This is a genomic window from Nostocoides veronense (genome assembly GCF_039531185.1).
In the GTDB taxonomy this organism is placed as follows: Bacteria; Actinomycetota; Actinomycetes; order Actinomycetales; family Dermatophilaceae; genus Nostocoides_A; species Nostocoides_A veronense.
In genome coordinates this window covers 142,722-163,440 of the sequence record NZ_BAAAPO010000033.1, presented here as the reverse complement: position 1 = coordinate 163,440, position 20,719 = coordinate 142,722, and the positions used below count along the sequence as shown (strand labels likewise).

The following is a 20,719-nucleotide window of genomic DNA, read 5'->3' as shown; positions in this document are numbered from 1 at the left end:
TATGCCGTGGATCGTGACCGTGTCGTCACTCAGGCGGCCCTCGCGCCTGGGTGGCTCAAGCTTTGTGCCGGAAACCCTGGGTTCGTGCCAGAAAGAATCTGACACAAAGGAAGGGTTTCCGGCATCGGGCGGGAAACCCACACTCTCGTCGCGTGCCCCCGACGGGAATCGAACCCGCACCGGTGGCGATTTTAAGTCGCCTGCCTCTGCCAGTTGGGCCACGGGGGCGCGGCCACTCTACGGGTGGACGGGGCGAGGCATCGGCGGATGTGGCCATCGCCGCACGCGACACGCGCGAAAGCTGTCGAGATGGGGCGGGATCTTCGGATTTCGGCCCCCGTGCGCTGGGCCAGCTCCCGGCCCAGCGCACAATGTCGTGTGGGCCTGCTCCGGTCCGCCTTATCGAGGGGGTCTGCTCCGGCCCCGGAGAGGGGGAATCTTGTCTCCCGAGCCCTCAGTCGTCACTGCGGCGCGAGGTCGCCGCGGACCCGCACCTGGCTGCGGCAGTCCTGGCGCGAGGCGGATCCCGCCGATGGCGTGCGAGGTGTCTATCGCGCCGGCCTGGTGGCCTTCTTCGGCTTCATGGACACCCACGCCACCGCATGGCGGGCGACTCTGGAGGACAGCAGGTTCCTGGCGGATCCCAGGGCAATGAATGCCTTGCGCGCTGCGCAGATCGACACCGTGATGACCGGTCTGCGCCATCAGGAGACACTCTCCGAGGTCCCGGACTTCATGCTCGAAGGCTTCGCGCAGGGCGTCATCGGCGCGTGCGAACGGATCGCGGCGTGGCGGATCAGCCAGCCGCAATGCACGGCCGAGATTGCGACCGAGTTGGTCATGGCGCTGACGTGGTCGGGGCTGGAACGAATCGCCGCCACCAGCCTGCCGACACGGCAAGCCGTCCGCGAAGCTCAGCCGCGCGGTCTGACCCCGCCGCTCAGTCGCTCCGACCCGCGCCGATCGAGAGCGCGATGCCGTCGAGGATGTCGTGCTCAGAGGTGACGACGGGCACCTCCCCCGCCCGCGCCCTGATGCGCTCGACGATGGTTTGCCACACGATGGCGCCGCCGCCGATGACATCGACCCGGCCGGGGTGCATGAACGGCAGAGAAGCCCGCTGCTCGCGCGTCATATGAAGCAAATCGTCACAGGCCGCGCGGACCTGGGCAGCGCTGAGCCGGCTGAGGTGGATGGCGTCCGGCTGGTATGCAGGGAGCCGCAGCGCGTGTGCCGTGATCGTCGTGACGCTGCCAGCCAGCCCGACTAGCGTCACCGTGCGATCCAGCGGAACCACCCGAGCCGCGGCATCGATCGCCGCGTCAACGTCGGCCACCGCCGCGGCGATTTGGTCGTCGGTCGGCGGGTCCGCCTGCAGATGCCGCTCCGTCAGGCGCACACAACCGACATCGGTGGATAGCGCCGCCTCGACACCCTCGGTTCCGAGCACGAACTCACTCGACCCGCCGCCGATATCGACCACGAGATAGGGCCCGGGTATGCCGGCCGCCCGCAGATCGCCGGTTGCGCCGAGGAAGCTCAAACCCGCCTCCTCGGCACCGCTGATCACTTCCGGCGTCACCGCCAGGTCCCCGAAGGCTTCCTCGACGCCGGCCACGAAATCCGCAGCATTGCTCGCATCCCGCGAGGCGGAGGTGGCCGTGAAGCGGATGGCCTCCACCCCGTGAGCGCGGCACTGATCGGCATACTCCCTGGTCATGGCCAAGGTGGCGGCCATCCGCTCCGGGTCGAGACGACCGGTGCGGTCCACGGCATACCCCAGCCGAACGACCTCCATGCGCCGCACGATGTCGTGCAGCGCGCCGGCCTCATCGATATCGGCGATGAGCAGGCGGATGGAGTTGGTCCCACAGTCGATCGCACCGACCCGCATATCTCAGCCCTCCGTGAGAGTCGTGGAACACGGCACGCTCGCCCACCATGGCGGAAGCATCGCCAGGGCCTGATCGCCGAGCGGGTTGACGCCCGGTCCGGCGGCCAGCGCGTGCGCCACCAGCACGTGCAGGCATTTGACGCGCGTCGGCATACCGCCTGCGCTGATCCCCTCGATCTCCTCAACGCTGCCGAGAGCGGCCCGCCGGTCGAGATAGTCGGCATGGGCCCGGGCGTATGCCGCCTGCAGCTCCTCATCATCGGCCAGCTGGGCCTCGAGCTGCTTCATCACGCCCTCGGATTCCAAGGTGGAGATGGCGCCGGTTAGACGCGGACAGGTGGCGTAGAAGGTCGTGGGGAAGGGCGTGCCGTCGGGCAGGCGAGGCGCGGTCTGAACAACATCCGGGCTCCCGCACGGACACCGGTGGGCGACTGCCTGGACGCCGCGGGGCTCGCGCCCGAGTTGGGCGGCGACGACCTGGAGATCCTCAGGGGACGGCATACCTGTGATTATCCGGGACGGGGAGCGCCGCGGCTCAGCGGCCCACGCCCTGGGGGTTGTCAGCGATCTTGATCGACTCCCAGACCTGGCCGTACCACGCATTGCGGCTCTTGGCCGCTGCCGCGCTCTGACCGGTCGCACCCGTCGGGGCCTCGGCGGCCTGGTCGAGATCGATGATCTCGTAGGCCTTTTCACCCTTCTTGACGAACTTCAGGCGCTGGCGGGCCTGCTGCTCGACATAAGTGTCCTGGCCCCACAACGCCTTTTCCTTCTCCATGGCAGCGACATCGGCACGCTGCGCTGCCACCTGCTCCTGGAGAGCCCCGATCTCACGCCGCTGATCGACATAGGTCTTCAGCGTCGGGCCGAGCAGGAAGGCGAGCATGACGAAGATCGTCAGGCCACCGATCCACCACCCCGCGGAGCGCGCGGAGCGGCGCTGGGCCAACTCCCCCGCTACGGAGGAGCCGACCGAGCGCATGCGCGGGCCCGGCCCGCGCCCCTTGGGGCGGCGGGCCGAGTCTCGGCGCGGACCGGTGGCTGCCACGAGGACCTCAGGCGGTGAAGCGCGGGAAGGCGCCGGCGCCGGCATACACCGCGGCGTCGTCGAGTTCCTCCTCGATTCGCAGCAACTGGTTGTACTTCGCGACGCGCTCGGATCGGGCCGGGGCACCGGTCTTGATCTGGCCGCAGTTGGTCGCGACGGCGAGGTCGGCGATGGTGACATCCTCGGTCTCGCCGGAGCGGTGGCTCATCATGCAGCGGTAGCCCGCGCGGTGTGCCATGTCGACGGCGTCGAGGGTCTCCGAGAGCGACCCGATCTGGTTGACCTTGACCAGCAGCGCGTTGGCGGTGTCCTCGGCGATGCCGCGGGCCAGGCGCTCGGGGTTGGTGACGAAGAGGTCGTCGCCGACGAGCTGGACCTTGCGGCCGAGGGCGTCGGTCATGGCCTTCCAGCCGGCCCAGTCGTCCTCATTGAGCGGGTCCTCGATGGAGACCAGCGGATAGGCGTCGACGAGTTCGGTGTAGTAGGCGATCATCTCGTCGCTGGACTTCTTGGCCCCTTCGAAGGTGTAGGCGCCGTCCTCGTAGAACTCGCTGGCCGCGACATCGAGGGCGAGCGCGATGTCCTTGCCCGGTTCGTAGCCAGCGGACTTGATGGCCTCGAGGATCAGGTCGAGGGCGGCGCGGTTGGACTCGAGGTTCGGGGCGAAGCCGCCCTCGTCGCCGAGGCCCGTGGCCAGGCCCTTCTTCTTCAGAACCGACTTCAACTCGTGGTAAACCTCGGCGCCCCAGCGCAGGGCCTCGCGGAAGGAGGCGGCGCCGATCGGGGCGATCATGAACTCCTGGATGTCGACATTGGAGTCGGCGTGGCTGCCGCCATTGAGGATGTTCATCATCGGCACGGGCAGGACCCGGGCGTTGGGCCCACCGACATAGCGGAAGAGCGGCAGGCCAGCCGACTCGGCGGCGGCCTTGGCGACGGCCAGGCTCACGCCGAGGATGGCGTTGGCGCCGAGCTCGCCCTTGTTGGCGGTGCCGTCGAGGGTGAGCATCTCCTGGTCGACGAGGCGCTGGTCGGCGGCGTCATAGCCGTAGAGGCGGGGCGCGATCTCCTCCATCACGGCGTCGACGGCCTGCTCGACACCCTTGCCGAGATAGCGCTTCTTGTCGCCATCGCGGCGCTCGACGGCCTCGAAGGCGCCGGTGGAGGCGCCGCTGGGCACGGCCGCGCGGGCGACGGTGCCGTCGTCGAGACCGACCTCGACCTCGACGGTGGGATTGCCGCGCGAGTCAAGAATTTCGCGGGCGACGATTGCCTCGATGGTGGCCACGGGTCACTCCTTGGGAAGGGCATGGATGGGCGCAAGTCTTCGCCGCCAAGCGTAGTCCCGCCGTCGTCACCGGTTTGTGACCGACCCGCGTGGTGGGACGCCTTCTTGCGCCCGCTCTCGTGGGCCTGGGTTGACGGCGGGTATGCCAGGTGCCGCCGGCTGGCGAGCAGGCGGGGTTTGTGCGTGTGCGGGGTTGCTGCCCAGCGGAGCGGGCCTTGTGAACGCGAGCCGGGATATAGACATACCTCGTCAACGCCGCGCCCGCACGGTCTGCTGCATGCCAGACTCGACAACATGCAGAGCAGCACGGATTCGCACGCCATCACCGACCTGACCCGACGCACCCTGCTCGGTGGGGCGGCCGCCGCGCTCGCCGCCGGTCGGGTGGCCGGCCCGGCCGCCGCGCTCGACGTGGCGACTGGCTCCGGGCACTGGTTGGGCGAGCGCTTCTGGGGAAATCGCTTGCAGGACTGGCTGGTTCGAGCCGGGCGTATGGAGTGTGTCGCCGCCGCAGGCAGCACGATGGGCCGCACCATCGCGGTGCTGACCCACGAGATCCAGTCCAGCAGCTTCGATCTCGCGGTGCGCACGGGGACCCTCGCCGACGGGAGCGGGCTGTCCGGGTTCGTCGTGGGGACCGGCATACCCGGGGAAGATGCGCGGCGGCGGGCGCTGCTCGGCTCAGCCAGCGGGATCGGTGGCGGACTGATGGCGTATGTCGATCACCGCGGCGCCGTCGGCTTCCGCGACCACAGCGCCGAGGGCGACCAATTCCTGTGGCAGCAACTGCCGGCCACCGTGACGGGCGCCGCCGTGCCGCGCACCCTCTCGGAGGATCTCACACTGCGCCTGTCCTGCCGTCCGGTGTCGGAATCCACTGTCGCACTGACGATTTCGGTCCATGACACGAGGACCGGAGCGCTCCGGCAGCGGGCCGTGCTCGCGTCGCTGCCGCTGGCACGAGTGCGCGGCGGGATCGCGCTGATATCGAGCTCGCGGGACGGCTCGGCCGCACGCTACTGGCTGACCGGCTTTACCTCGACCGGGGTGACCGCCCTTCCCGAGCGCGGGCTCGGACCGGTCGTCGGGACGCTCTTCACGGCCACGGGCGGCATCCTGCGGATGACCGCGCAGCTGATGCCCCTGGACCCCCGCACGTTGACGTCCATCGCCCTGGAGGTGCAGCAGGGCGGGGCCTGGAAACGCTTGGCCACCAGCGGAATCGGACCGGGCTATACGGCGCTCTTCCGGGCAACGGCCTTCGACAACTCCGCTCCGACGGGCTATCGAATCGTCGGCGGCGGGCGGGTCCTTTATGGCGGCACCATCCCCGCCGAACCGCGCGGCGGCCTGCGGTTGGCAAGCATGAACTGCCTCAAGGCCAGTCACCGTCCGCTGGACTCGCTCAGTCCGTGGCAGGCGCGGCTGCCGGGAAGCGTCTCCCTCGACCTTTACAGCGCGCGCAATATCTACTTCCCGCACGACGAGATCGTGGACTCGATCGCGGCGCAACGCCCCGATCTCCTTGTCGCACATGGGGATCAGCTGTATGAGACGTCACCCACGGCCAAAGACAAGGGCACGGCGCCGGAGCTGGACTTCCTTTACAAATTCCTGATGTGGCACTGGGCCATGCGGCCCCTGACACGGCGAGTGCCCACCGTGGTCCTGACGGACGACCACGATGTCTATCAGCCGAATCTCTTCGGCGAAGGCGGCATCGCGACGACCGACCCCAAGCGCGGCGGGTATGTCAACGCCGCCGCCTGGGTCAATCTGGTTCAGCGGATGTCGAGCTGGCACAACCCCGAGCGTTTTGACCCGACCCCGATCGCTCAGGGCATCACCGTCGGGTATGCCGCCTTCAGTTATGGCGGGACCAGCCTGGCCATCGTCGAGGACCGCAAGTTCAAGACCGGCCCGCTCGCACCGGGTGGCGGGGCACTGCAATTGCTCGGCACTCGACAAGAGGCCTTCCTGCGCACCTGGGCCAGCATGCATCCCGGCCAGCCAAAGATCATCCTCACCGGCTCGACGTGGGCGTGTGTGCTGACGAATGCCAATGGCTCACCGCGCGCCGACCCCGACACGCAGGGCTGGCCGCCCGACGGCCGCACCCGCGCGGTCCGGCTGGCGAAGGACGCCCGTGCCCTGATCGTCGCCGGCGATCAACACGTGGGTCACCTTGTGCGCCATGGGATTTCGGGATTTGATGATGGGCCTTTGCAGTTCACTCCACCGGCCGGATCCTCGAGTTTCCAGCGCTGGTTCCAACCGTCGAAGGCGCTGCCGAATGCGGGGCCGACGCCATACACCGGCGATTTCACCGACGCTTTCGGCAACCGGCTGCGGGTGCTCGCCGTCGCGAATCCGAAGTTCACCCTGCAGCAGTTGTGGGCGCACTACCCACCGCCCGCCCAGGATTTTGGGGACCGGGGCCTAAAGCGAGAGGGCTTCGGCATGGTGATTCTCGATCACGCGGCCCGCTCGCTGCGCCTCGAGTGCTGGCCGTGGAATGCCGCGGCCACCGGCGCCGGGCAGTATGCCGGGTGGCCCGTGACGGTCCCCTACTCGGCGCTCTGACCGGCGGCGCGGAGGGCACCTTCGGCGAGCAGGAATTGCGCCGCGGTGTAGGTCGCCATCACCGCCGACTCCAGGATCGGGGGCGGGTCGCTCAGCACGAAATGACCCAGCCCCAGCAGCGTGTCCGACGTCAGGAAGGCCAGGCCGCCGAGCGCGGCGGCTCGACGCGCGTCCTCGGGCAGGGCCGGATCGAGGTGAGCGGCGCAGTCGGCCATGGTGGTCAGCAGGCCGGCATATGCCAGCACCCCCGGCCCGAGGACCGGCTCCGAGCGTGCTGCGCCGAGGGCCATGGGGATGCCGGTCAGGAGAAACAGCCCAGCCGCGCCCTTGCCAACTGTGCTGTGCCGCAAGGGATTCGGGTTGGCGTTCGCGCGGAAGCCGCGGATATAGGCGATCTGGCCCGCGCCGAAGGCCCCCATGCCAGCCAGGAAGGACCCGGTGCCGGAGCCGAGCAGGGCGAGATCGCCGAGCCAGCCCAAGGCCTGGCCGGCTTGGGTGCTGCGGCGTAGCGGCGTGCGCCGCGACCGGGGGTCGATGGCGAAAGAGCCGGCGAGGGTCGGCATCAGGAGGCTCTTGGTGACCAACCGGGCGCGCTCGGGGGCCGGGCCAGGCATACCGGCGAGGACCGTGTCGGCCACGGCGAGCGCCCCGAAGGCCAGACGTAGGACGGAGGCAGCGCGCGGCATACCCGGGAGGATAGTGACCGCGCCCGCCCGCCTCCCGACGGGGCGCAGGCGGGCGATTTCCGGGGGTCGTGCAACCTCTGCTGAGCCGTGCAACCTCTGCTAGCCGAGGTTGGTCGAATCCGCAGACCTTGCACGGTATGCAGATTCGACTAACCTCCGCTGACTTGGGCTTGTCGAGTCAGGCCGAATGCGCCTAAGTGCCCTGTCGTCCCTGCGGTCGGCGACGTTCCGGATCAGTTCGTCGGGCTGGACGTGCTCCTCGCCGATGGGCTCGTCCGCGAGGAGCCGCTCGATGACGAGCTCGAACGCGTGCTGCTCGAGTTCGAAGTCTCCGAGGGCGATGTCGCCGAATTGGCCGAAGTCGCCGGGCTCCCCGACGTGCTCCCTCCATATCCCATCGGGCCAGTTGGGTCATTCTGCTGGCCTCGTCCAGCGTGATGGACACAGCCCTGCCGGTCTGGTCGAAGAGTCGCACACCCTCCAGTCGCCGGCCCTCGCGGTCGTAGGCATACAGATTCCCCACGGCAATGCCATCGTTGTAGACGCCCATGGTCGAAATGTCGGGACCTGCTTCATCCCACCCGTTCACCACTCGTGGTGAGAGCAGGCTTACGAACTAGATGTACTGACCGGGGACGTTGATCAATCGTGAGACGGGCGGCTGGCCTCCGCAGGCGGTGCGCGGTCGGTGCTGGTTGTACTCGTGGAGCCAGTCGGTGAGGGCATCGCGGCGTTCTTTCTCGCTCGTGTAGCAGCGCGCATATGCCCAGCCGTCGGCCATGGTGCGGTGGAATCGCTCGACCTTGCCGTTGGTCTGTGGGCGGTATGGCCGCGTTCGCTTCGGAGTGATCGATAGAGCCTCGCACGTGTCTCGCCACAGGTGAGAGCGGTACGCACCACCGTTATCGGACAAGATGCGCTCAATAGCGACCCCTCGGTCGGCGAACCACTCGACCGCTCGATGCAGGACTCCGACGGCGGTGACAGCGGATTCGTCGTTGTGAACCTCGGTGTAGGCGACGCGCGAGTGGTCATCCATGATTGTGTGCACGAACGCATACCCGAGCTTGGGGTTGCGCCACTTGTTCTTCGGCTTGCCGGGAGTGACGGCACGATTCCTCGATCCTTGACGTCGCCCGACGTATCGCCAGCCCCCACCGTCGGGGATGTTCCCGAGCTTCTTGACGTCCACGTGCACGAGCGAGCCAGGGTAGTCGTGTTCGTATCGGCGGATCGGCTCGCCGGTGGCACGGTCGACGTAGGAAAGTCGATTCATGCGCGCGGTCGTGAGGATGCGGTGGACCGTGGCCGGGGCGATGCCGAGTCGGGCTGCGAGTTGAACAGGCCCTTCCCTCAGGCGCATTCGTAGGCTCACGCACCGTTTTGTCGTCTTCTTGCTCGTCTTGTTCGGTGAGGACTTCGGACGTGGCGACCGGTCTTGCATCGGCTCGCCAGCGAGGTAGCGGTCGACCCACCGCTTCACGGTTGGCCACGACACCTGGAAGCGGGCAGCGACTTCGCTGATCGGCCATCCTTCCTCGACGACGAGGCGGGCGACTCGTAGACGATGACGTGGGGTCAGTGCGGCATTGCGATGACTCAAAGTGCCTCCTGAGATAGATCGGTGGCCGGCCGCGTTTGCGACCGGCCACCGGATGATGGAGTTGGAGTAGAGACTTCTACTTGGAGCCTTGCGCTGCGTGGAAGGTGAGTGCTGGCGCAAGCCAGGACTCGAGCCCAGGTCCCTGGAGGGCGGCCTGTTCAATGCTGATCCAGCCTTCGCCCATGGGGCGGTCTGCACCCATGAGCGCAGGGTGAGCACCAGGACGGGCGAGTAGGTCCTCCGCGTCAGCGGGGTCGATGCGTAGCAGGAGTGTCCCTTCCCGACGAGCGGCGACGACCATCCGGTCCTCGACCATGAACGACACTCCCCCGAACATCGACACCTCACGAGGGTTGCGAGCTCTTAGCGCGTCACGAACTCGCTCAACCAGGTCCTTCTGTGCTGTCATCGTCCACCCTTCTCGATGTACTCGGGGCCGCTGTAGTGAAGGTTCAAGGACGCGATGCGTCCGCCGTCGAAGGTGAAGAACTCCGCGAAGGTCATGGGACCGCCGGGCATGGTCGCCGTGTAGAGCACGGCGGAGCCGTTAGGGCCGTGCACGTCGTGGATGATCTCGATCTGCTTGACCGTCGCAATGAAACCGGCAACCCCGCCCAGGAAGCCATCGGTGGCGTCGGGGAGGTGTCCGGCGAGGGAACCCGTGAAGTCGAGGTGGTCACCCAGCAGAGGCCGTAGGTCAGCCCCGTCCTGGTAACTGTCGATGCCGGACTCGAGGATCCGGTAATAGTCCTTGAGGGTCTGAGGTGCGGCAGAAGACAGGGTGGCGGGCATGGCTCTCCTTGGTGTGAGAATGGTGCTTGATACTTTCAAGCAGTCACTTGATAAAGTCAAGGGGGTTCAGGTGAAGTCCTACGGACAGCTCTGCTCGATCGCTCGCGCCCTGGATGTCGTCGGTGACCGGTGGACTCTCCTGATCGTGCGTGAGCTGCTGATCGGGGGCGCATTGCGCTTTGGCGAAGTCCAGCGCGGCCTGCCTGGCATCGCGACGAACCTGCTCACCCAGCGTCTGCGGGACCTCGAGACCAACGGTGTCGTCGCCCGCGAGCCCGCCCCAGGAAACCCGGGCACGCCAACGTATCGGCTTACCGAGCGTGGCCGGGCCCTGGACGGAGTGCTGCGCGAGCTTCTGAAGTGGGGTGCACCGACGGTTCCAGACGCGCCGAGTGATGCGATCTTCCAGATGCACTGGCTCAGCCAACCGGCACGCTTCCTCCTCGCGGATCACAGGCCGGACGAGCCACCGATCGTGATCCGGTTCAGCACCTTCGACGACGGCTTCGACCTCACCGCCGCCGACGGGACCATCACGGTGGACCCTTGCCGGCGCGACGTCAGCCCCCTGGCGGGTGTTACAGGCCCCGGGCCGGTACTGGTTGCCCTCCTACAAGGCGCAATGCCTCTGCCCGCCGCTATCGCGCAGGGCGTGGATGTCACCGGCGATGCCGCGGCCCTGACGCGAGTTCTACCAGCGCCCCAAGCGTCGACTAACGTCCCCGGTCATTACAACTAGAAGAGCGCGATGAGGGCGGCGAGCAGGTTGAGGATGAGGAGCGGCCACCAGCGTGTCCGTCCAGCACGCGTGCGCAGGCCAAGCCAGATCGAGGCGGCACCGAGGACGACCACGAGCACGAGGGTGAGAAGCGGCGACCAGTAGAACAACCAGCCCACGAACATGCCCACGATGGCGGCCCGCGCCAACCACCAACCGCCGCGCAGCTCCCGAAGCCAGGGGGCAGCGGTCAAGATCCGATCGCCGAGTCGATCGGCCGGCTCCTTCAGGCTCCGCAGGACACTCGGGCGAGCCGGAGCCGAGCGCTCCGGGAGGCCAGCAGCGGAGCGCAACTCCGCGGCATACGCCTGCGGGGTCCCAAGGCGCGAGCGCAGATCCGGACCGGCCGCGGACGCCAATTCCATCAGGTCCGCTTCCATCCCGAGCGTGAGATCGTCGACATCCTCAGACGGCAGGTCGGCCAACTGCTCGCGCACTTGCGCAACATAGGCCCGAACATCCGCCCCCGGCCCGGTGGTCATGACGGCGGTGGTCTCGGTCATCCGCGTGCTCCTGCTTCTGCGAGCAGCCCGTCCATCGTCGCCGCGGAGGCGGACCAGGTCTTGGCTTGGGTGGACAGGACGTGAGCCGTCCTCGCGGGCAATCGCGGCCAGCACGGCGAGATCGAGTACCCCTTTGACCAATTGCGTTGGATCCACCCGCGCGCTCCTTCCGGAATCCGGACTAGTGCGGATTGCGTACTAGTGCGGATAGCAGAACGCCATCGCGAGAAAGGGCAAGAGCCACACCTCGGTCGCTGGGCTGAAGAAATCAGGAAACCAGAAGCCGTGCTGTGGTCCACCGCCCGGCGCCGTCGCGGTTCAGATCACAAGCGGGCGGCGGTGCCACCAGGGTTGCGCGGCTTCGAGTTGGGAGGCCAGGCGCAGCAGCATCGCCTCGCTGCCCAGGCGCCCGACGAACTGCGAGCCGATCGGGAGCCCGGCCGGCGTCCAATGGAGCGGGACCGACATGGCGGGTAGACCGGTGAGGTTGGCGAGTTGCGTGTAAGGCACCCAGCCGAGATTCTGCGTGATCATCTGGTCGACTACCGGCGTGAAGCGCAAAATTCCGGCCGAGCGACCCTTGATCAGCGCAGCCTGCGCGCGTTGCACCAACGGCGGCAGGTCGAAGGCACCGATCCGCGGGGGCGCCGTCGCGGTCGTGGGGGTGAGTAGCAGGTCGTGGGTCTCGAAGAAGGCCGCCATCGAGCGCACATACCGCTGCCGGTTCTCGATCGCGGCGACGAGGTCGACCGGCTTCGTGGCACGCCCGAGCGCGGCCATGACCAAGGTGTCGGGCTCGAATCCCTCATCGCCGGCCCCCGTGATTCGCTTGGACTGCGCGACCTGCCAGGCGCACCAGGCGAACCACGTGGTGAGGAAGTCCTTGGCGAGGGCGGCGTCGTCATAGGGCATCCTCGGGAGCCGCTCGACCTGGTGGCCGAGCGATTCCAGGAGGGTCGCGGTGGCCTCGGCCGCGGTGATGGCCTCGGGATCGGGCTTGGGGTTGATCGCGCTGTCAGTGCACACCGCCACCCGCAAACGGCCGGGATCGCGCCCGATCTCCTCGCGCAGTGGGGTGGCCGGGCGCGCGGCGAGATAGGGCGAGGTCGGGCTCGGCCCGGCGAGCACATCGAGCATCGCGGCGGTATCGCGCACCGAGCGGGAATGCACGCCATTGCTGACCGAGCCGAGCAGTCCCTCGCCGAGCTGCGGGCCGGCCGGAATGAGTCCCCGGGTGGCCTTGAGGCCGAAGACGCCGCAGGCGGAGGCGGGTATGCGGATCGATCCGCCCCCATCGCTCGCCGCGGAGCACGGCACGATCCCGGCGGCCACCGCGGCGGCGGAGCCTCCGGATGATCCGCCGGGCGCGTGGTCGAGATTCCACGGGTTGCGGGTTGGTCCCCCGACCAGGGGCTCGGTGATGCCCTTGGCCCCGAACTCCGGTGTATTGGTCCGGCCGAAGACGACCAGTCCGGCGGCCAGCCACCGGTCCGAGACGACGTCATTCTCCCTATGCACGTAACTCTGCCAGGCCCGTGATCCGGCGCCGGTCGGATGTCCGGCGAGGTGATGGTCGAGATCCTTGAACAGGAAAGGCACGCCGTAGAAGGGTGCCTCAACCCCGGCACGGCTGACCGGCGGGTCGAGTCGGCGCACGATGGCGTTGATCCGTGGATTCACTGCGTCGGCGCGGGCCTGGGCGGCCGCGAGGAGTTCAGCCGGGCTGACCTGCTTGGTGCGCACCAATTCCGCGAGGCCCATCGCGTCGTGGTCCAGATACTCGTCCATGAGCGGAGTGTGCCGCCTGGCGCGCGTGTGCGCTAGGCCCGCGTCGCCACCGGGCTACTCGACGCGGTCCGGCTCAGCCAGCGCTGCATAGGCCACCGCCAGGGCAGCGCCGAGGCGGGCGTTACTGCGCACCAGCGCGATATTGGTGCGCAGCGAAGCACCCGAGGTGATCTCGACGATCCGGCCGAGCAGATAGGGCGTGATGTCTTTGCCGGTGATGCCCTGCGCAGCGCAGTCCGCGAGCGCTTGGGCAATCACCCCATCCATCTCTTCAGCGGGGATTTCGTCTTGCGCCGGAACGGGATTCGCGATCGACACTCCCCCGCCCAGGCCGAGCGCCCATTTGGCTCGCATGAGGTCCGCGAGTTCTTCCGGGGTGTCGAGGCGCATCGGGACGCGGAATCCGGACGAGCGGGAGAAGAAGGACGGGAACTCCTCGGTGCCATAGCCGACGACGGGCACACCGAGGGTTTCTAGGGCTTCGAGGGTACGCCCGATGTCGAGGATGGACTTCACGCCGGCGCTGATGACGGCGACATTCGTCGTGCCGAGTTCGGTCAGGTCCGCGCTGACGTCCATGGTGTCCTCGCCGCCTTGGTGGACTCCCCCGAGACCACCGGTGACGAAGACCCGGATGCCCGCGAGCGCGGCAAGCCGCATCGTGGCGGCGACTGTCGTGGCGCCGTGGCCGCGGCGCGCGACGACATACGGGATGTCCCGGACACTGACCTTGATGACGCCCGGATCACGCGCGAGCAACTCCAATTGATCGGCGTCCAGACCGATGCGCGGCACCCCGTCGAGGATGGCGATGGTCGCCGGCGTCGCGCCGCCGTCGCGGACGATCTGCTCGACCTCGCGGGCCATCGCGACATTGTCGGGATAGGGCATGCCGTGGCTGATGATCGTCGATTCGAGCGCCACGACCGGCCGGCCGGCCTCGATCGCCTCGGCCACCTCGGGGGCGAGCTGCAGCAAGGGATGAGTCACGCGATTCCTCCGGTGGTGACGAAGCGCTCCACGAGCGCCGGGGACAGATCGGGGCGGACCGTATGCCGGTCGGCGACGGTGAGGGCGGCCACCGCGTGGGCGTGGGTGAGGGCGTCGCTCAGGTCGGCACCCGACACCCACGCGTGTAGGAAACCGGCGAGCAGCGCATCGCCGGCGCCGGTGACATCGGCGGCCTCGACCGCGGGAGCGGGAGTTTCGATGGTCGGCCCATCGGCGCGAACCAGCACCGACCCGCGGGAGCCGAGCCGCAGCCATACGGCCTGCACCCCCCGCTCCAGCAGGGCCTCGGCGGCGGGGAGTTGGTCATCGCGCGCCTCGTCGCCGCCCGTCGCGGCGCGCGTGTCCGGCGGCCCGCCCAAGGAAGTTCGGCTAGCAGAGGTTGGTCGAATCTGCAGACCTTGCACGCTGTGCGGAGTTGATTTACCTCTGCTAGCAGAAGTTGCAAGACCCCCCAGCGCCGCGAGCTCGGCCGCGTTCGGGGTCACGAGCCACGGGGGCGGCATGGCGGTGTCGAGGAGGCGTGGTGCCTTGGCCACACTCACCGGCTCAGCGATGACGGGGGCGCCCACTGCAGCCGCGGCACGACCAACCGCCGCGAGGACAGGCACCGGCAGGTTGGCGTCGACAACCACCACATCGGCGGAGGTCAGAGACGCCAGCGCCGGCGCGAGGTCGCGAGGCGACAAGGCGTCGACGGCGCGCATGTCGTTGATGCCCTGCACGAGTTCGCCGCGCTCGTCGAGGACGGCGACATAGCGCGAGGTCGGCAGGGGTGAGGCGACGGCATGGGCCACATCGATCCCGACGGCAGCGCACCGCTCCCGCAAGGCCGCACCCTCGGGATCGGCGCCGAAGGGCGCCACCAGCGCGACCGGGGTTCCGAGTCGGGCCAGATTTTCCGCGATATTGCGCCCCACCCCGCCATCGCAGACCGTCACCAGCCCCGGCGTGGACGAGCCGGGATCGGCCGGTCCCCCGCACCGGGCGACGACATCGACATTGGCGCCCCCGACGACGACCACCCGCCGGGGCCGCGTCATACGTCCGCCTCGGGCCCACCGGCGCGGGCGGCCTTCTCGGCGCGCTCCTGCTCCTTGATGACCGCCCACTGCGCCTCGACCTCCTCGGGCGTCGAGGCGTCGCTCTCGCCGAAGACGTGCGGATGCCGGCGGACCAATTTGGCGACCAGTCCGGCGGCCACATCGTCGATATCGAAGGGCGCGACCGCATCCTCTTGCGCGACCCGCGCGTGGAAGGCGACCTGTAGCAGCACATCGCCGAGTTCGTCGGCCAGATGCTCGCGGTCCCCCGACTCGATCGCCTCGACCGTCTCCTGAGCCTCCTCCAGCAGATATGGCGCAAGGCTCGCGTGCGTCTGCTCGGCATCCCACGGGCAGCCACCAGGGCTGCGCAGGCGATCCATCACCGCCACGACATCGAGCAGCCGCGCGCCCTGGACATCCCACGAACCGGCGAGCACCTCGACGGGCGGCGGCTCGTCCAGCCGCGAGACCTCCGCGGCGATCGCATCGGTCAGGCCCTCGTCGCCATCGGCCCCGATCAGCCACACCACCGGCCCAGCACCCGCCAACTCCACCAGGCGGCGAGCCAAAGCCGGCGGCTCACCCGGGAGCGCCTCCACGGCCACCCCCGATGCCGACACGGCCTCGGCCAGCGGGTCCGCCACATCAGCGGCCAGCACGGCGGCTGCTGCGTCGAGACTGTGCCACGCGTCGCGCGTCAGCAGGCCGGGCGCCACCCGCGGCGATGTCAGCAGCAGGGTGAGCCCGGGCGGGGCGGCGAGGGTCACGGGGATCAGGAGGTATGCGGACCGGTCGGCTCAGCCGGCCGGCGTCGGTTCTTGCGTTCCGCCCGAGCCATCCGTGGCCGGCTCCTGCGAGCCATCCGCCGCCGGCTCCTGGCCGCTGCCCGCGATCCAGTTGGGCGTCTTGGCGCTCATCTGACCGGTGGCGATATCGAAGGCGCCATAGCGCGGGTTGACGCTGATCTTGGCGGCGGCCATCTTCTCGGAGGCCTTTTGCAGCGCCTCGGGATGGGTCTGCTGCAGCGCGCCGATCGCGGCATTGGCCCGCACGACCTCGATGGTCTCCGGGGCGGGGTCGCTGATCTCGGTCAGGGCGGCGCGAGCCTCCTGCTCGCTCACCGGGATGCCGGCCTCGGCGGCGGCGTCGATCATGAAGGGCGCCATGATGAGATAGCTGACCGCCGACGGGGTCTGGAAGTCGCCGACATTCTCACCGAAGTTCTTGCGGATCTGCTCGGTGACGATCCGCGCGGAGTCCTCGGTGATGACCCGGCCGTCGACGCTGGCGGCGACATTGGTGCCACCGCATCCGCTCAGGGCCAGGGCGCTCCCCAGCGCCAGCGCCAGGGCGGCTGCCCGCTTCGACTTGCTCATCGATGTCCTTCTCTCGTCGACTAACGCCCCGGCCGCGTCGCGGCTTGAGCCGCGGCCACCTGACCCGAAACGGCGATCTGGTCCAGCAGGATCGCGCGAATCACATCACTCGCCCAGCCCAGCACCGCGAGGTCACGCAGGGGCTTGCCGCCCACGCGCGCCGTCATCGGCTTCGGCACCAGCATCGTACGGACTCCGGCCTTGTAGAGCGACTTCGGGTACAAGCGTGTCAGGCGCAACTCCTGGCTGTCTCGAAGGTCCACCGGCGCGAAGCGAACGTGATTGCCCTGAACGGCGATCTCGGTGATCCCGGCCTGACGGGCCAGGACTCGCAGGCGCGCAACCGCCACGAGATTGGAGACCGGCTCCGGCAGCGGGCCATAACGGTCGATCAGCTCGGCCTCGACCTCGCCGAGTTCCGCCTCGGACACGACCTGGGCGAGCTTCTTGTAGGCCTCCAGCCGCAGCCGCTCGCCCGGGATATAGGTATGCGGCAGGTGCGCATCGACGGGCAACTCCACCGAGAGTTCGGTGACCGTCTCCTCGGCGTCGCCGCGGAAGTTCGCGACCGCCTCGCCGACCAGCCGGACATACAAATCGAACCCGACCCCGGCGATATGCCCGGACTGCTCGCCGCCGAGCAGATTGCCGGCGCCGCGGATCTCCAGATCCTTCATCGCGACCTGCATGCCGGCCCCCAGGTCGGTATTGGCCGCGATCGTCTGCAGCCGCTCGATCGCGGTCTCGGTCAGCGGCTTCTCCGGCGGATACAGGAAGTAGGCATAGGCCCGATCGCGACCGCGTCCAACCCGCCCGCGCAACTGGTGCAATTGCGAGAGCCCGAGTTGATCGGCGCGCTCGAGGATCAAGGTGTTGGCATTGGAGATGTCCAGGCCGGTCTCGACGATCGTCGTGCAGACGAGAACATCGGAGCGGCGTTCCCAGAAGTCCTGGACCACCTGCTCGAGCTTGTGCTCGCCCATCTTGCCGTGGGCGGTCGCGATCCGAGCCTCGGGCACCAGATCCCGCAGCCGCGCCGCGGCCCGCTCGATGGTCGCGACCTTGTTGTGGACATAGAAGACCTGACCGTCGCGCAGCAGTTCGCGCCGGATCGCCGCAGTGATCTGCTTCTCGTCATAGGGCCCGACAAAAGTGAGGATCGGGTGCCGCTCCTCCGGAGGCGTTGCGAGAGTGGACATTTCGCGGATGCCGGTGACGGCCATCTCCAAGGTCCGCGGGATCGGGGTGGCCGACATCGAGAGCACATCGACAGCCGTGCGCAGCGCCTTGAGTTGCTCTTTGTGCTCGACGCCAAAGCGCTGCTCCTCATCGATGACGACAAGCCCAAGATCCTTGAACCGCACCTCGGAGCCCAGCAGCCGGTGGGTGCCGATGACCAGATCGATCGAGCCGTCTTTGAGCCCACCCAGCACCTGCTGGGCTTCCTTGTCGGACTGGAAGCGCGAGAGCGCCTTGACGACGACGGGGAAGCCGGCATACCGGTCGGTGAAGGTGTTCAGGTGCTGCGAGACGAGCAGGGTCGTCGGCACGAGCACAGCGACCTGCTTGCCATCCTGGATCGCCTTGAAAGCCGCCCGCACCGCGATCTCGGTCTTGCCATAGCCGACATCGCCGCAGATCAGCCGGTCCATGGGCACCGAGCGCTCCATATCGGCCTTGACCTCATCGATGGTCGAGAGCTGGTCGGGCGTTTCGGCATACGCGAAGGCATCCTCCAACTCGCGCTGCCACGGGGTGTCCGGGGCGAAGGCGTGCCCGGAGGTCGCCATCCGCGCGCTGTAGAGCCGGATGAGTTCGGCGGCGATCTGCCGGACATACTTGCGGGCCCGGGCCTTGGTCTGCTGCCAGTCGCTGCCGCCGAGCCGGTTGATGGTCGGCGCCTCACCGCCCACATAGCGCGTCACCTGGTCGAGCTGATCGGTCGGCACGAAAAGCCGGTCTGCGGGCTGGCCGCGCTTGGAGGCGGCGTACTCGATCACGAGATACTCCCGCGTCGCCCCCGCCACCGTGCGCTGCATCATCTCGACGAACCGCCCGACGCCATGCTGCTCGTGCACGACGAAATCGCCCGGCTTCAACTGCAGCGGGTCGACCTGGTTGCGCCGCCGCGACGGCATCCGGCGCATGTCCTTGGTCGAGCCGGCACCAGCGGCCGTGCCCATCAGGTCGGTCTCGGTGATCACCGCCACCTTGGCCGGCTCCATCCGGAAGCCCGGACCCACACTCCCGGTCGCCACCGCGACCACGCCGGGCTCCGGCGCCGCCCCCGGGCGGGTGGGTATGCCGCGCTCCCCGAGCACCTCGCCGATGCGGCCCGCGAGCCCCGGCCCCTCCGTGACAATCTGCACCCGCCAGCCGGATTCGACCAGCCCGGTGATATCGCGCACCGCGTCCTCGGTCTGCCCGCGGTATGCCGTGCCCTCCCCCGCCTCGATCCGCGCCGACGGCTCGTCGGCGCCGCCGAACTCTGCGAGTTCCGCGTCGATCTCGAAGCCGCCGAGCACCCACCACGGCAGCCCAGCCGCGTCGGCGTGGTCGTGCGCCTGCGTCAGGCTCCAATAGGACGCCGTCCCGAGCACCCCGAGCAGGTCGATCGGCACGGCATTCCCGGCCGCAGCATTGCTCCATGACGCCTGGAGGAACTCCTCGCTCGTCGCGACCAGATCATGCGCGCGCGCCCGCACCCGCTCGGGATCGACGATCGCCACCGCCGCCCCGGCGCCCAGCACATCCAGCAGGCTCTCCATGCCGTCGACGAGCGCGGGGGCGAGTGACTCCATCCCCTCGACCGCGATGCCCTCGGCGACCTTGGCCAGCAGATCCGCGACACCGGGCAACTGCTCCGCCAGCACGGCGGCCCGCGCTCGGACCGCATCGGTCAGCAGCACTTCGCGGCACGGCGGTGCCCACAGGCCATGGTCGGCGACCTCAAGGCTGCGCTGATCGGCGACCTTGAACCAGCGGATCTCCTCGACCTGATCGCCCCAGAACTCCACCCGCAGCGGGTGCTCCTCGGTCGGCGGGAAGACATCAAGGATGCCGCCGCGCACGGCGAACTCGCCGCGCCGCTCGACCAGATCGGTGCGGGCGTAGGCCGCATTGGCCAGGTCGGCCGCGACCTGTTCCAAGGGCCGCTCGTCACCGGCGCTCAGCCGCACCGGTTCGAGGTCGCCGAGTCCGGTGACGATCGGCTGCAGCAGGGCCCGCACCGAACAGGTCAGGATCTGGATCGGGCCGAGCGTGGCGTCGTCAGGATCCGGATGGGCCAGCCGCCGCAGCACCGCCAGCCGGCGACCGACCGTGTCACTGCGCGGCGAAAGCCGCTCGTGCGGCAGCGTTTCCCAGCTCGGGAAGGTCGCGACCACCTCGGGCGGGAGGTATGCGGACAAGGCCGCCGCGAGATCCTCCGCCTCACGAGCGGTGGCCGTCACGGCGAGCACGGTCCCGCGCCCGGCGCCGGCGAGCGCGAGCAGGGGGGCCCGCATACCCCGGGGCAGGCCGACCTCGACGGCGCGCTCACCCGCCGAGGTGTCGAGCGCGGAGAGGGCGGATTGCACACTTGCGTCGGCGCGCAGCAGGTCGAGAACACCGGTGAGCATCAGCGACCTTCCGCCGGGGAGTGGAAACGTTGCTGCGCGGCGAGCAAGCCGTCGGAGACGAGCAGCTCGACGGCATCGCCGGCCTCGGCAACGGTCACGGCGATTTCCGGCTTCTCCTGCGCCGAGAAGTCGCGCAGCACATAGTCCGCCGGATCCATCCGGCCGGGCGGGCGCCCGATGCCGACGCGCACCCGGTGGTAGTCCTTGGTGCCGAGGCTCGCCGTGATCGAGCGCAGCCCGTTGTGGCCGCCCTCGCCGCCGCCCTTCTTCAACCGCACCAGACCGAAGTCGATGTCGAGCTCGTCGTGCACGACAACGATGCGCTCCGGGGGGATCTTGTAGAAGCCGGCAATCTCGCGCACCGGCGGCCCGGAGACGTTCATATAGCTCGTCGGGATCGCGAGCACGGCCGGCGTCCCGCCCGGCCCGGGCAGGTGTACGCGCGCCGCTCGCAGCCCGCCCTTGTGCGCCGACAGGCTGACCCGCGCCCGCGCGGCGAGGTCGTCGATCACGTGCGCGCCGACATTGTGCCGGTTGCCGGCATAGCGCGCCCCGGGGTTGCCCAACCCCACCACCAACCAGCTATCCATAACCGTCCAATTATCCCTGCCCCGCGGGGGTGCTCCCCCATTTCTCTCCGGATGCCGGAAGTGTGCGCTTCCGCCTGCTTTAGAGCAGGGGTCAAGCGCAGACTTCCCGGGTGCAG

General features: G+C 68.7%; 19 protein-coding genes and 1 tRNA gene. 3 read left to right on the top strand and 17 right to left on the bottom strand.

The window, feature by feature from the left end; translation table 11 throughout:
* Positions 1-153 precede the first annotated feature (153 nt).
* Positions 154-228, bottom strand: a tRNA-Leu gene (locus tag ABD225_RS10905).
* Between the two features lie 309 nt (positions 229-537).
* Between ABD225_RS10905 and ABD225_RS10900 the strand changes: the two genes are divergently transcribed.
* Positions 538-1,005 carry a hypothetical protein gene (locus tag ABD225_RS10900; protein ID WP_344084873.1) on the top strand — a complete coding sequence of 156 codons (468 nt, stop codon included), beginning with the start codon at positions 538-540 and terminating at the stop codon, positions 1,003-1,005.
* On the opposite strand, the gene ABD225_RS10895 is transcribed toward ABD225_RS10900, so the two are convergent.
* Genes ABD225_RS10895 through eno form a run of 4 tightly spaced genes read right to left on the bottom strand, consistent with a single transcriptional unit; the run spans position 941 to position 4,230 of the window.
* Positions 941-1,894, bottom strand: a complete 954-nt coding sequence (locus ABD225_RS10895) for a Ppx/GppA phosphatase family protein (RefSeq protein WP_344084870.1) — start codon at positions 1,892-1,894, stop codon at positions 941-943. The genes ABD225_RS10900 and ABD225_RS10895 overlap by 65 nt on opposite strands.
* A 3-nt stretch (positions 1,895-1,897) precedes the next feature.
* Positions 1,898-2,395, bottom strand: coding sequence for a DUF501 domain-containing protein (locus ABD225_RS10890; RefSeq protein WP_344084867.1), 498 nt, complete (start codon positions 2,393-2,395; stop codon positions 1,898-1,900).
* Between the two features lie 34 nt (positions 2,396-2,429).
* A complete protein-coding gene (locus ABD225_RS10885; protein ID WP_344084864.1) occupies positions 2,430-2,942 on the bottom strand; it encodes an FtsB family cell division protein in 513 nt (170 codons plus the stop codon).
* A 7-nt stretch (positions 2,943-2,949) separates the two neighbouring features.
* A complete protein-coding gene (gene eno / locus ABD225_RS10880) occupies positions 2,950-4,230 on the bottom strand; it encodes a phosphopyruvate hydratase (RefSeq protein WP_344084861.1) in 1,281 nt (426 codons plus the stop codon).
* Positions 4,231-4,524: 294 nt separating this feature from the next.
* Here eno and ABD225_RS10875 point away from each other — a divergent pair, with 294 nt between their 5' ends.
* Complete coding sequence (locus ABD225_RS10875) at positions 4,525-6,813, top strand: alkaline phosphatase D family protein (protein ID WP_344084858.1); 2,289 nt, start codon at positions 4,525-4,527, stop codon at positions 6,811-6,813.
* On the opposite strand, the gene ABD225_RS10870 is transcribed toward ABD225_RS10875, so the two are convergent.
* The 4 genes from ABD225_RS10870 to ABD225_RS10855 form a co-directional block, all read right to left on the bottom strand.
* Positions 6,798-7,499 (bottom strand): lysoplasmalogenase, encoded by a 702-nt coding sequence (locus ABD225_RS10870; protein ID WP_344084855.1) that lies wholly within the window; start codon positions 7,497-7,499, stop codon positions 6,798-6,800. The genes ABD225_RS10875 and ABD225_RS10870 overlap by 16 nt on opposite strands.
* 616 nt (positions 7,500-8,115) lie before the next feature.
* Positions 8,116-9,102, bottom strand: coding sequence for an IS481 family transposase (locus tag ABD225_RS10865; protein WP_344084852.1), 987 nt, complete (start codon positions 9,100-9,102; stop codon positions 8,116-8,118).
* Between the two features lie 76 nt (positions 9,103-9,178).
* A complete protein-coding gene (locus ABD225_RS10860) occupies positions 9,179-9,511 on the bottom strand; it encodes a TfoX/Sxy family protein (RefSeq protein WP_166813951.1) in 333 nt (110 codons plus the stop codon).
* Positions 9,508-9,894 carry a hypothetical protein gene (locus tag ABD225_RS10855; RefSeq protein ID WP_166813949.1) on the bottom strand — a complete coding sequence of 129 codons (387 nt, stop codon included), beginning with the start codon at positions 9,892-9,894 and terminating at the stop codon, positions 9,508-9,510. The genes ABD225_RS10860 and ABD225_RS10855 overlap by 4 nt, the downstream gene beginning before the upstream one ends.
* On the opposite strand from ABD225_RS10855, the gene ABD225_RS10850 reads away from it, so the two are divergent.
* Positions 9,893-10,633 carry a winged helix-turn-helix transcriptional regulator gene (locus tag ABD225_RS10850; RefSeq protein WP_344084848.1) on the top strand — a complete coding sequence of 247 codons (741 nt, stop codon included), beginning with the start codon at positions 9,893-9,895 and terminating at the stop codon, positions 10,631-10,633. The two genes, ABD225_RS10855 and ABD225_RS10850, sit on opposite strands and share 2 nt — an antisense overlap.
* Here ABD225_RS10850 and ABD225_RS10845 read toward each other — a convergent pair.
* The 8 genes from ABD225_RS10845 to pth all read right to left on the bottom strand — a co-directional run bounded on the left by ABD225_RS10845 (position 10,630) and on the right by pth (position 20,603).
* Complete coding sequence (locus tag ABD225_RS10845) at positions 10,630-11,175, bottom strand: HAAS signaling domain-containing protein (RefSeq protein WP_344084845.1); 546 nt, start codon at positions 11,173-11,175, stop codon at positions 10,630-10,632. The genes ABD225_RS10850 and ABD225_RS10845 overlap by 4 nt on opposite strands.
* Positions 11,176-11,493: 318 nt before the next feature.
* Positions 11,494-12,963, bottom strand: coding sequence for an amidase (locus ABD225_RS10840; RefSeq protein ID WP_344084842.1), 1,470 nt, complete (start codon positions 12,961-12,963; stop codon positions 11,494-11,496).
* A 54-nt stretch (positions 12,964-13,017) separates the two neighbouring features.
* Positions 13,018-13,953, bottom strand: coding sequence for a pseudouridine-5'-phosphate glycosidase (locus tag ABD225_RS10835; RefSeq protein WP_344084839.1), 936 nt, complete (start codon positions 13,951-13,953; stop codon positions 13,018-13,020).
* Positions 13,950-15,014, bottom strand: coding sequence for a PfkB family carbohydrate kinase (locus tag ABD225_RS10830; protein WP_344084836.1), 1,065 nt, complete (start codon positions 15,012-15,014; stop codon positions 13,950-13,952). The genes ABD225_RS10835 and ABD225_RS10830 overlap by 4 nt, the downstream gene beginning before the upstream one ends.
* Entirely contained in the window at positions 15,011-15,784 is a 774-nt protein-coding gene (locus ABD225_RS10825; protein ID WP_344084833.1) for a MazG family protein, read from the bottom strand. Before ABD225_RS10825 ends, ABD225_RS10830 begins: the two co-directional genes overlap by 4 nt.
* Before the next feature lie 30 nt (positions 15,785-15,814).
* Positions 15,815-16,393, bottom strand: a complete 579-nt coding sequence (locus tag ABD225_RS10820; protein WP_344084830.1) for a SurA N-terminal domain-containing protein — start codon at positions 16,391-16,393, stop codon at positions 15,815-15,817.
* Positions 16,394-16,413: 20 nt separating this feature from the next.
* Positions 16,414-20,013 (bottom strand): transcription-repair coupling factor, encoded by a 3,600-nt coding sequence (mfd, locus tag ABD225_RS10815; RefSeq protein WP_344084827.1) that lies wholly within the window; start codon positions 20,011-20,013, stop codon positions 16,414-16,416.
* Complete coding sequence (gene pth, locus ABD225_RS10810) at positions 20,013-20,603, bottom strand: aminoacyl-tRNA hydrolase (RefSeq protein ID WP_344084824.1); 591 nt, start codon at positions 20,601-20,603, stop codon at positions 20,013-20,015. Before pth ends, mfd begins: the two co-directional genes overlap by 1 nt.
* Between the last annotated feature and the right edge of the window lie 116 nt (positions 20,604-20,719).

Excerpts from the sequence above, each read along its gene's own strand:
- ABD225_RS10895 (WP_344084870.1), bottom strand. The coding sequence starts at position 1,894 with ATGCGGGTCGGTGCGATCGACTGTGGGACCAACTCCATCCGCCTGCTC.
- ABD225_RS10890 (WP_344084867.1), bottom strand. The coding sequence starts at position 2,395 with ATGCCGTCCCCTGAGGATCTCCAGGTCGTCGCCGCCCAACTCGGGCGC.
- ABD225_RS10875 (WP_344084858.1), top strand. The coding sequence starts at position 4,525 with ATGCAGAGCAGCACGGATTCGCACGCCATCACCGACCTGACCCGACGC.
- ABD225_RS10870 (WP_344084855.1), bottom strand. The coding sequence starts at position 7,499 with ATGCCGCGCGCTGCCTCCGTCCTACGTCTGGCCTTCGGGGCGCTCGCC.
- ABD225_RS10860 (WP_166813951.1), bottom strand. The coding sequence starts at position 9,511 with ATGACAGCACAGAAGGACCTGGTTGAGCGAGTTCGTGACGCGCTAAGA.
- ABD225_RS10850 (WP_344084848.1), top strand. The coding sequence starts at position 9,893 with ATGGCTCTCCTTGGTGTGAGAATGGTGCTTGATACTTTCAAGCAGTCA.
- ABD225_RS10855 (WP_166813949.1), bottom strand. The coding sequence starts at position 9,894 with ATGCCCGCCACCCTGTCTTCTGCCGCACCTCAGACCCTCAAGGACTAT.
- ABD225_RS10845 (WP_344084845.1), bottom strand. The coding sequence starts at position 11,175 with ATGACCGAGACCACCGCCGTCATGACCACCGGGCCGGGGGCGGATGTT.
- ABD225_RS10840 (WP_344084842.1), bottom strand. The coding sequence starts at position 12,963 with ATGGACGAGTATCTGGACCACGACGCGATGGGCCTCGCGGAATTGGTG.
- ABD225_RS10830 (WP_344084836.1), bottom strand. The coding sequence starts at position 15,014 with ATGACGCGGCCCCGGCGGGTGGTCGTCGTCGGGGGCGCCAATGTCGAT.
- ABD225_RS10820 (WP_344084830.1), bottom strand. The coding sequence starts at position 16,393 with ATGAGCAAGTCGAAGCGGGCAGCCGCCCTGGCGCTGGCGCTGGGGAGC.
- mfd (WP_344084827.1), bottom strand. The coding sequence starts at position 20,013 with ATGCTCACCGGTGTTCTCGACCTGCTGCGCGCCGACGCAAGTGTGCAA.
- pth (WP_344084824.1), bottom strand. The coding sequence starts at position 20,603 with ATGGATAGCTGGTTGGTGGTGGGGTTGGGCAACCCCGGGGCGCGCTAT.